General features: G+C 36.7%; 5 protein-coding genes. 3 read left to right on the top strand and 2 right to left on the bottom strand.

The genetic code is table 11. The features are described 5' to 3' along the window. Positions 1–38 precede the first annotated feature (38 nt). Both K2N75_RS07755 and K2N75_RS07750 read right to left on the bottom strand, forming a co-directional pair. Positions 39–1,997, bottom strand: coding sequence for a 6-hydroxymethylpterin diphosphokinase MptE-like protein (locus K2N75_RS07755; protein WP_297681535.1), 1,959 nt, complete (start codon positions 1,995–1,997; stop codon positions 39–41). 75 nt (positions 1,998–2,072) lie between these two features. Further along, positions 2,073–3,656, bottom strand: a complete 1,584-nt coding sequence (locus K2N75_RS07750) for a flagellin B (protein WP_297681537.1) — start codon at positions 3,654–3,656, stop codon at positions 2,073–2,075. 257 nt (positions 3,657–3,913) lie between these two features. On the opposite strand from K2N75_RS07750, the gene K2N75_RS07745 reads away from it, so the two are divergent. From K2N75_RS07745 to K2N75_RS07735, 3 genes are read left to right on the top strand one after another with little or no spacing between them, the layout of a single operon-like run. Further along, positions 3,914–5,983 carry a hypothetical protein gene (locus K2N75_RS07745; protein WP_297681539.1) on the top strand — a complete coding sequence of 690 codons (2,070 nt, stop codon included), beginning with the start codon at positions 3,914–3,916 and terminating at the stop codon, positions 5,981–5,983. Further along, positions 5,983–7,323: a hypothetical protein gene (locus K2N75_RS07740; protein WP_297681541.1), complete on the top strand. Its 1,341-nt coding sequence runs from the start codon at positions 5,983–5,985 to the stop codon at positions 7,321–7,323. Before K2N75_RS07745 ends, K2N75_RS07740 begins: the two co-directional genes overlap by 1 nt. Before the next feature lie 3 nt (positions 7,324–7,326). Next, positions 7,327–7,848, top strand: coding sequence for a radical SAM protein (locus K2N75_RS07735; protein WP_297681542.1), 522 nt, complete (start codon positions 7,327–7,329; stop codon positions 7,846–7,848). Positions 7,849–7,870: the final 22 nt, after the last annotated feature.

Below are 7,870 nucleotides of genomic sequence, written 5' to 3'. Positions count from 1 at the left end.
TAATAGATTAGCTTTTGTAAAAGTAGCAGATTATTTTGCTACTTTTTTGGGGATTCTTGCTCTTTGTTGTCATATTTCTTTGGAATCTTCATCCAAGTTTTGGCTGCACGTTTGGCAACCTCTAAAGCTGCGTCCATTCCGCCTGCAAGAGAAAAAAGCCAATATTTATGCGCATAAAGCCAATCAATTTGTTTGACTTGCTTTTCAATAAGGGTATGCACAGGGCGCACGACGATTTTAGCAAATTCTAATTCTTGATGCACGATGTAGGATTGCACGGCGTCAATGAAAACTTTAATAAAAGTGTCTTCTAAAAAGAAATTTTTGACATCATCAATTTCCTCTAGTAATTTATCCATTTTAGCAAAATTGATTTTTTCTAGTTTGTTTTCACGATTCAATCGTTCTAGCTCTTCTGTCATTTTGACAACTTTTAAGAATAGTTTTTCTACCATTTTTTTCTTTTTATAACCATAGTCTAAAAATTCTTTTACCTTTGCCTCCATTTGTTTTTTGTTAGCAGCAATTTCTGCTTTGGTAGGTGGTGTAAGCTGGATAAGAGATTTTTTTACTTTTGGTAGGGATTCTAGCACTTCTTGGAATGGAATCTCCTTTGTCCCATCTATCCTCGCTCCACCTTCTGTGGCATTAATCACTTCTAGTGGATAAGGTGTTTCGGCAATGTCTTTTTCAAAGAAATTCAAAAACATTTTCCAAACACTGCTTGTTTCTACGAAGCCTTCTCCACCATAAGCAGGGACTAAAATTTTTTCTAACGCGTTATCGGATTTTTTGTATTGGGATTCGTTTTCGCCAAAAATCGCGTCTTTGGAATGCGTTTTGCCATCAGGTGCAAAGGCTAAATCCTGCCCGATAAAAATACACCTTTCAAACTTGCTATGCACAATTAATTCATAAGTCATATTTGCGGCACTCATTCCGATTCCTGCATAACCATATTCTTTTAAATCAAAAAATCTTGTGTAGCCAAAGGGGCGCATACTATAAGTTTTTATACCTTGTGTAATTGCTTTGCTTGTTTCTTGATGCACGATACTTGTAAGTGCGAAAATAATATTTTTTTGTGCTGCTTTTGGAGTTTTTTTGTAAAAATCCGCAGTGAGTTCTACACGCTCTAGTGTTACAACAATATCGGGTTTGATTCCGTGTTTAGTAAGAATTGGGAAAGAAGCATCTACACAAAAAATTGTGAGATAAGGTGCATATTGCTTTAAAAGCGGTAATTGCTTATAAAGCGAAGGTCCTGTGGAAACAATCACAGCGGTATTTGTGTTTTTGGTTTTTGAAATAAGCTCTTTCATAGAGGGTGTTGTAATCATTTCAGGTAAGTTTTGTAAATGGTGTTCTAGCCCGATGAGTGCGTCTGTGGAATCGTTCCCCACAGAAATGACGTGGTGTCCTAAAGAGCGAGTGATGATTGAGTTTAGACTCAAGCATTCCTTATCGTACCGCCCATAATAGCTATTGTAAAGATGCAAGTTGTAAATGCGAGAATAAATCCATTGTCCCTCACTTGCCAAATATGAATCTAATTCCCCAAAACTTATTGTTCCTGTCCAAAAAATCAAAAGTTTGCCCGCTGCAATTTCTGCACTAAAGTCCGCGAAATTTAGAGCAATATAGATGATTTCTAGCTCTGGTTCAAAAATAAAAAGTTTTTTTATTGTTTTTGCATTTTCATTAAGCAAGAGACGATAAAAGATTCCATTGCCAAAGCCAAAAAAATAAAAAAATGGATAGAGCTTGAAAGGTTCAAATTCTTTCATTTTTTCTAATGTTTGTACTAGCGGTTCTTTGGCATAAAGTGCAGTTTTGTTTTCCTTGTCGTAGATATTAATATTCAAAGGGTCTTGCCCGATATAGATTTCGTATTTTTTATTGGGTTCTAAAATTTGGAGTTGTGCTGCGAGCAAGGGATTGACTTTAAAGAGGGCTTTAAGGTTTTTATCAAAACGGGAATTTAGAGATTGGGACATAGGGATTCCTTAAGTTTGGTGAAAATAAAATATGGAAAAGATTATAGCAAAAAAGCCCAAAAAGTTGGGCTTTAGTTATTGTAAAAGTCTAAGAACATTTTGTTGCACTTGGTTAGCTTGCGACATTGCAAAGCTTCCTGATTGTGCTAGAATGTTTGTTTTAGAGAAGTTTGCAGATTCACTCGCGAAATCCACATCGCGGATTTGAGATTCTGCGGATTTAACATTAACTTGTGTTACGGTAATGTTGTTAATGGTTACAACAAGTTGTTGTTGCACGGAACCCAAGTCTGCACGGATTCTATCTAGGTGTTCTTGTGCAGATTGTGCCATATCCATAACTGCCATTGCGCCTTCCATACTTGTTACGCCTGCCCCGATTCCACCTTTATTGACGAATGCTACTGCGGTGTTGTAGTTTGCACCAATCGCAGAGGCAATATCTGCGCCAAATTCTCCATTGACGCTACGGAGATTAACTGTGTATTGTGCTAATCCAGAGCCTGCTGCAATATTTGTTGCACCAGAGTGCAAGCCAATTTGGGAGAAATTCGCACCAGAGACCAAAATATCTCTCGCATTTAAGCGAATCAAAGTTAAGCGTCCGACAATTGCGTGTGTTGTGCCTGAAACTCCAGCAAAAGAACCTCCAGCAGTTAGAGGAGCATTTGCACTATTGACACCATTAATCACGTGTGAGCCACCATCTACTTGCACAGAAATTGCACGTCCATCATTGCTTGTGAGTTGCAATGCGCCCGAGATACTAAGAGAGGCTTGCACCCCTGTGCGCTCTTTTTGTGCATTGATTGCAGCAATGAGCTTGCCATCATAGTCGTTTTTCATTACATCATTGATGTCTCCGATTTTGATTCCGTTGATTGTAAGTCCGCGCACGGTTCCAGAACCAATTGCACCTGCTCCTTGTCCTTGCACGATATAAGTCGCACGTACGCCTAGTGTATCAGAGTTTTTGTTGATTGCTTCTGCAAGAGCCCCGATTCCTGTTCCAGCAGTTGTAGAGATTCTCACAGATTCAATCGCATAGTTGTTTGTGCCATCGGTGTTTAAGAATCTAAGTGTAACTTCTGTCAAGCTACTTGTTCCAGCACTTACAGACATTTCAGCAGCAGTTTCATAGCGGACGTGTCCAATTTTATGAGAGTTTGTTGGCTGAATAGAAGCTTTTACTGTGGTGTTAGAATAAGCACCAATTTGGAATTCTTTGTTTGTAAAAGCACCAGAGAGCATTTGTTGCCCGTTGAAGCTTGTAGTGTTTGCAATATTGTCCAACTCTTCCATAAGTCTTAAAATATCGCTTTGTAGAGCATTTCTTGTTGTTCTAGTTTGTCCATCTTGTGCAGCTTGCGTTGCTTTAGTTTTGATTAAATCCAAGATTTTGATTTGCTCGTCCATTGCTTTATCTGCAGTTTGAATCATACCGATTGCGTCATTAGCATTGTTGGTAGCTTGTCCAAGAGCGGCAGCTTGAGAACGCAAACTATCGGCAATCGCCATTCCTGACGCGTCATCTGCTGCTTTGTTGATTCGTAAGCCAGAGCTTAATTTCTCTAGCGATTCTGACATATTGCGATTATTCACAATTCCTGAAGTGTGTGCGTTTAACGCATTCACATTGGTGTATATCCTATAACTCATTATGCATCCTTTGCAAAAAATTGAATTTGCAGAGTATAAAGCAAATGGTGTTCCACTTTTTAAAATTATGCCGCAAATAAAGATATAATTCTCTGTCATTGCGAGATTCTGTGAGGAATTGTGGCAATGTGTAAATCTATAATGTGGAATCTTGCATTGCGGATTTGCAAGGACAAAATGACCAAAATTATTGATTTTAACTAAAGTTTTGCTAAAATCCGCCGATATTTACAGAATCCTAAAACTAAAGACGAATAATGCAATCTACACAATTAATTGGACAAGAAATTTTAACAAAATTAAAAGCAGCAAGTTATAAAGCAGCACTTGATGAGGTAATCTTGCTGATTCGCTCTCTTGGGAAGCAAGGGCAAGAGGAATTAGAGTTTGCAGTGCGATTAGAAATCATCGCATTGTTGCGACAAAAAGCATTGGATTTGATTTATCACAAAGGTGATATTCCCGATTATAGTTTTTTATGGTGCTTTGGAATCTTTGGGGATTTTGGTGCGGATTATGAGATTCCACAAGATACGCGGTTTAATGGCTTTATAGATTTGGTAAGCTATGTCAAAAACACAGAATCCGATTATGAGCGGTTGGTGTTTATTAACTGCATTAGTGTGGCAATGCTACTTAGAGGGGATAGGGAAGAGGCGATTAAGTTTTTCTTGCGGCATATTATTTATTTGGATTTGGTTGAGCAATATATGGAGGGGCTAAATACCTTTGTGTTAGATTTTTGTTTTTATTATCAGATTCCTATTGAATGGATTTTAAAGATTCAAAAGGAGGCTTTGGAGGAGGAGTATTTTTGGCAGATTTCTGATAGGAAGAAAAAATCCATTTTTTTATGGAGTATGCATATTTTTTGGAATGTTAAGCATTATTTCAATGATTTGAAATGGCGCGAGAATTTTCCTGTGTGGCTTGGGGTTTTAAAACAGCTTTTGGAGCAGGGGAATTTGGATTTGGCGATGTATGTGGAATTTTACATTTACCATAAATTTGGAAATTCTGCGCAGACGCAAGAGGATTGGCAGGAATATAATGATAAAGTTGTGAAGCTTGTAGAGCCTTATTTTGTGGAGTATGGCAAAACTTTGCCCCGATGCAAAGAATTGGTGGCTAGGAATGCGGGGCGCAAGGTAAAAATTGGAATCTTAAAGGATAGAATCGTTGCAAATTCTCCTTATAAAGTGGAGTATTCTTTGATTAAAGCATTGCTAGGTGAGGAGGAGTTTGCAAGTCAATACGAAATTGTGGTGTATTCTATGGCATATATTCAAAAGAGTATTGATGATATTCCGATTATGCAATCTTTGGTAGAGATTGGTGCGTCTGTGGTAAGTCCCACATTTGGTTTGGTGCAGCAACATAGCTACTATGTCCCGCATTTGCAAAAAGCGATGACGCTTAGGAATAGAATCCTTGCTGATGAAATAGATATTTTGATTTCTACTGGCACGATTGATGGGAGTGATTTTCTCTTTGCTACAAGAAGTGCGCCTAAGCAAATCTTTTGGAGCCACGGGAATGGCAGGTATGATATTAGCGGGATTGATGAGAGAATTTCACACGCTCCACCCAAAGACGCTCCTTATGTTTTTAAAAGCTTTTCTGTGCCTATGGATAGGGATAGATTCTATAATCCGCCCCGCGCACCCGAAGTGATTGCAGCAGAGAAAGCTAAGTATCCTATTGGGGAAGATACGATTGTGTTAGGCGTGATTGGAAGGCTTGTAAAAGTGGATAGCGATGCGTATTTAGAGGCGATTGCAGAGATAATGCAAAAGCACAAAAATACGATTTTCATTGCGGCTGGGGCTGGGAATATCCCTGTGATTAGAGAGAAAGTTGAAAAGCTTGGAATCTCGGAGCGATTCTTTATGCCCGGATTCGTAGATCCGCACATCTATGGGCATATTATTGATATATTTTGCAATACTTTTCCTTTGGAGCAGGGGGAGAGTATAGCAGAGTATGCTAGTAAAAGGCGTGGAGCATATATTTCTTTGATTCCTTCAATGGAGTTTAGACGCAATAGTGGAATAAAGATGTTCAATGAGTTTAAAAATATTTTTCAATCTATGTGTAAAAAATATAATGTTGATTTTGAATATTATAAAAATGAAGCTTTATATGGGGGGAATGATAAAATGCAACCGGATACCATAGAAGGCTATAAGGAAGCATTGGACTTTTTTATTGCACACAAAAACGATAAGAAAGTATTGCAAAATATTTGCAATATTGTAGATGTTTATGGAGGGTTTTGTAAGCAACAAGCCATTCTTGAATTTAAAAAGACTTTTATGGAATTATAATGACCTATATCTATCCAAAAGCTACAAATGGTGAAATGGTTGCTCTGTTTTTAAACTTTTATTTTCCAAAAGAATCTATTGCTTTCATAGACGATAGCCTACAAGAAACAAGCTTAGAATCTTTAAAAAATAGCATTAGGCAAGAAGACAGAGTTTTTGTTTGTAGCACATTACATTATGAAAAATTAATGAATAATTTGAAACAATGTGGAATCACAAATGTTTTTAATGGTATTGTGTGGTGTGGAGAAGTTTTAAACACAAAATTAAAATATTATAAGTCTAAAAGTAATTTTAAAAAATATATTGGGCTAGTAGAAAATGGCGTTAATGGGAAGTGTTTTGTGGATTTAGATTCGCGATTAAAGTCTATGGGGTTTGGGTTAATTTATTTGTGTGCTTCTTTGGATGTATATAAGAAATATAGTGTGGATAATAATGTTTGTTTTTTGGCTTATCATACAATTTTAGAGCAAATTGAAGAACTAGATATGATTCTTATGACAGAGGGGCAACCTACACACAAAAATGTTGTTGGTATTGATGTAACGCACGGGTTCCAAGGTCCATTGGTTTATCCATATAATGGGCATACTCTAGCAGATAAAGAGCATTTGTTCTATACTTATTCTACGCTAGATTATATTGTTGTGCCTGCACAAAAAATCCATAATGCTTATAAAAATTTGTTTAGAGAAATGAGAGTGGATACGAAGTTATTGGACGCTGGATATTTAAAGCTGGATAGAGATATGGAGACATATAAGAATTATGTAATTGCACAAGAACAAAAAGGAATAAAAGAACAAAGAGATATTGTGATTTTTGCCTTTACATTTTTGTATGATATTAAACGCTTAAAAGTATTAATGGAGCAAGTCTTTGCTCTAGGATTTAGAGTGTTTTATCAGCCACATCCTGTTTTTTCGGATTGTGTAATGCCAAAAATATTGGAATCTTTTGGTGCGAATGAGCAATTTCTTTACGAATGGGATAAAATGGAAGCATTTTATCATTCTTTATGCCTAGTAACCGAGTGTTCATCTGTTGGCTATACCTATCCTTTAACAACCTGCAAACCTAGTATTTGTTTAAAAGACAAAGAAAGAATAATTACTCAAGAGAGGTTAATGCGAGAAGGCGGGGGAGATTATTATGAGGAAAAATTAATGTATTTATGCGAGGAAGACAAGGATTTATCAAAAGTCTTGGGAGAGATTATGCAGACACAAACAATGTATCATCAAAAAGTGCAGGATTATAGGTTAAAAGAATGTTTTAACTTTGGCAATGCAGCTGGAGCATTGGCGAAACAAATAGAGTTGATATTGGGAGAGTAAGAAATGATTGTAAATATAAAAGTAACCAACAATTGCAATTATAAATGCGGAATGTGTCCATTCCACGGAGAAGGATATAGTGGAGATTATTTTGGCGAAAGAGCGGAATGGAAACAAGATATGACACTGCAAGAGATTGAGGAAATCCTCAAGAAAGCTCAAGATTTTGGAGTAACAAATATTGATTTTACACCCAATGGAGAATTTTTCACTTATAAACAATGGAGAGAAGTGCTTTCTTTGGTTCAAAAATATAAGATAAAAGCACAATTAACCACTAATGGAGGCTTACTAAGTGAGCAAGATATTAAAGATGCTGTGGATTTAGGAATCTCTCATATAGCAGTAAGTATTGATTCTGTGGATTATGATACTTATAAAATCGTTCGCAAACCTGCAAGCAAACAAGCCTTTGAAAATGCAATCCAAGCACCCATATTGTTTAAACAATATGGAAATGCAAGAGTTGAGCGGGGGGGGGGGACATTTAATTTTAAAATTGAATTTAAAAAGCATTTTTATTGAGAAAAAAAGGCAATAATGGTTT

This window comes from Helicobacter sp., assembly GCF_029067145.1.
Classification (GTDB): domain Bacteria; phylum Campylobacterota; class Campylobacteria; order Campylobacterales; family Helicobacteraceae; genus Helicobacter_D.
This window is presented reverse-complemented; position numbering and strand designations above follow the sequence as displayed.